Annotated in this window: 2 protein-coding genes; both read right to left on the bottom strand. The window is 63.6% G+C overall.

Annotated features, from left to right (window positions below; genetic code table 11):
* A partial coding sequence (locus AC2VOU_RS20465) for a thiamine pyrophosphate-binding protein (protein WP_486959010.1) occupies positions 1 to 1,509 on the bottom strand: 1,509 nt, incomplete at its 3' end.
* 8 nt (positions 1,510 to 1,517) lie between these two features.
* Positions 1,518 to 3,042 (bottom strand): FMN-binding glutamate synthase family protein (locus tag AC2VOU_RS20460; RefSeq protein WP_486959009.1); only part of this gene is annotated, 1,525 nt, incomplete at its 5' end.

The raw sequence follows: 3,042 nt of genomic DNA, 5'->3' as shown, positions 1-3,042 counted from the left end.
GACGGCGGCGATATCGGGGTTGTCGAGTTGCGTTCCGTACTCCGGCAATCCACTTTGCTCTTGCTCGAGTATGACCATGCCGAGTCGGCCGTTGTTGAACACCACGAATTTCACCGGCAGCCGATAGGTGACCGCGGTACGCAGGTCGCCGAGCAACATCATCAGGCCTCCGTCGCCGCAGCAGGCAATCACCTGCCGAGAACGGTCCAGCGCCGCGGCCCCGAGTGCCTGTGGCATGGCGTTGGCCATTGAACCCAAGTTGTACGACCCCAGAAGGGCACGGCTACCGCGCATTTCGATAAAGCGCGACAACCACACGGTGGCCATGCCGGTATCGGACGTGAAGATGGCGTCATCGGCGGCCGCAGCGTCGAGCACAGCAGCGACCAGTTCCGGCCGGATCAGCTCCTCGGGGTTGTCGAGGTGCTTGCGGATCCGTCCCAGCAACTTGCGATCGTGGTCGGGGTCGGCGAGCCGCTGCTGCGCGGAGCGCCACAGCTCGAATTCACGACGGTGCCGGTCCAGGAATCGGGTGTCAGAACGTGCGGTGAGTCGTGGCAGGAGCTGCGCCAGAGTGGTTTTCGCATCGCCGACAAGCGGAACAGTCACCGATACGCGCCGACCGATATGCTCTGGGCGCGTGTCGATTTGGACGACGGTCTTGTCATGCGGGAGCCAGTCACGATACGGGAAGTCGGTGCCGATGAGAAGCAACGTATCGGCGTGATGCAGTGCCAGATGGGCGGCGGGGTTACCGATGAGGCCGGTTTGCCCTAATTGATAAGGGTTTTCTCCGTCGAATCCAGCCTTGGCCTTCAAGGTCAGCACCATGGGCGCGGCCAATGCCTTGGCTATTGACAGTACTTCGTCACGAGCCTCGCGCGCACCGCACCCGACCAGGAGCGCGACCTTCTCGGCCTGGTTCAAGGTGTCGGCGGCGAGCTGGACATCCCCCGGGTCGGGCGACTGGCCCGCGCGGGACAGGGCGAAGGTGGCGCCCGATGTCGCGACACGCTGTTCACCGATGTCGCCGGGGATGGTCAGTATCGCCACACCTCGGCGAGCCAGTGCCGTATTGACCGCTTGCTCAAGCAGATACGGCATCTGACTTGGGGTGGTGACCGTCTCGTGAAACTCACTGACGCCGGCAAAGACTGCATCGTTGTCGACTTCCTGGAAGAAATTGCTGCCGATATCCGCAGTCGGGACCTGCCCGCAGATGGCGAGCACCGGGGCATGCGACTTCTTCGCGTCGTATAGACCGTTGAGCAGGTGCAAGGAGCCTGGGCCGACGGTTCCCATGCACACCCCCAGCGTTCCGGTGAGTTGAGCCTGCGCTCCCGCCGCGAACGCCGCCACTTCCTCATGCCGCACCCCGACCCATTCCAGCCGGTCCTCGCGGCGGATTGCGTCGGTAATGGGGTTCAGAGCGTCGCCGACGACCCCCCATACCTGGCGAACTCCCAGATCGACGAGGGCCGAGACGATAGTGGAAGCGACGGTAGGCAATGGCTCTCCTAGACCTTCAATAATCGGGGTATACCGGCCGGAGCAAAGGAATCCGCGTCGGCCGACTCCCAGTCGGATCGCCAGCTGTTGGGCGCATGGTCGAGCAACACTCCGGGGGTGAGCCATTCGTAAAGCTCTGCGTAGGAAAGTCGTTCGGTCGAGGAGACGCGCTTGTGCAACATGTGGGGATTGAGCTTCGTCGGATCGGAGACACCCATCGATCCCATGATCCGCATCGCCTGCGCAACCGTCGCCTTCTGGTAGCGGTACACGCGTTCGCTCTTGTCGGCTACGTCCAGGGCTCGCGCGCGCTGCGGGTCCTGGGTGGCGACCCCGACCGGGCAGCGGTTGGTGTGACAGCGTTGCGATTGAATGCAGCCGGCTGCCATCATCATCGATCGGGCCGAGTTGGTGTAGTCGGCACCCTGAATGAGGCGCTTCACGATATCGGTGCCGGTCGCGACCTTGCCGCTGGCGCCGAGGCGAATCTTGTCCCGCAGGCCCGTCCCCACCAGCGCATTGTGCACAGTCATCAGACCGTCGGTCAGTGGAAGGCCCACGTGGTCCTCGTATTCCAGCGGTGCGGCGGCGGTGCCGCCCTCACCACCGTCCACGATGATGAAGTCCGCGGACACGCCTTCGGCGAGCATCGCCTTGCAGATTGCCAGCACGTCGACTCGGGAACCCACGCACAGCTTGAACCCGACCGGCTTTCCGCCGGCCAGTTCACGCAACCGCGCCACGAATCCGATCAGTTCGCGCGGCGTTCCGAACGCAGTGTGCGCAGCGGGGCTGACGCACTTCTCGCCGACCGGCACACCCCGGTAGGCGGCGATTTCCTCGCTGACTTTGGCCGCCGGCAGCACTCCGCCCACCCCAGGCTTCGCCCCTTGACTCAACTTGATCGAGATGCACTTGACCGCATCATGAGCTGCCTTGTCGGCGAACTGATGTGGGTCAAAGGAGCCGTCCTTGGCCCGCGCACCGAAGTATCCCGAACCGATCTGCCACACCACGTCGGCTCCGCCGAGATGATACGGAGTCAGTCCACCTTCTCCGGTGTCGTGAGCGAAACGCCCCTTGCGCGCGCCGTTGTTCATCGCCCGCAACGCGTTACCGGACAGCGCGCCGAAACTCATCGACGAGATGTTCATCAGCGCGATGTCGTACGGCTTCTTGCAGTCCGGCCCACCGATTCTGACCCGCAACGGTTCTTCGGGCGGATCGACCGGGGCCGTCGAGTGAAGCAGGTATTCATAGCCGTCTTTGTCGATGTCGCGCTCGGTTCCGAACGACACCTCGGCGGCGGTACCTTTGGCGCGCTCGTAGATCAGCGAGCGGATGTCGCGGTCGAATGGGCGGCCGTCGAAGTTGCGTTCGATGAAATATTGCTGTAGTTCCGGGCGTAGCGCCTCCAGCAGATAGCGCATATGGCCCAGAACCGGGTAGTTGCGTAGCACTGAGTGCTTGCGCTGAGCCAGGTCGTAGACGCCGGTCGCGGCGATGGCCGTGACGACAACAGCCGGGATCCAC

Source organism: Mycobacterium sp. TH-M25 (genome assembly GCF_057473665.1).
Note: the sequence above shows the minus strand (reverse complement) of the source record. Positions and strands in the feature narration are given on the sequence as shown.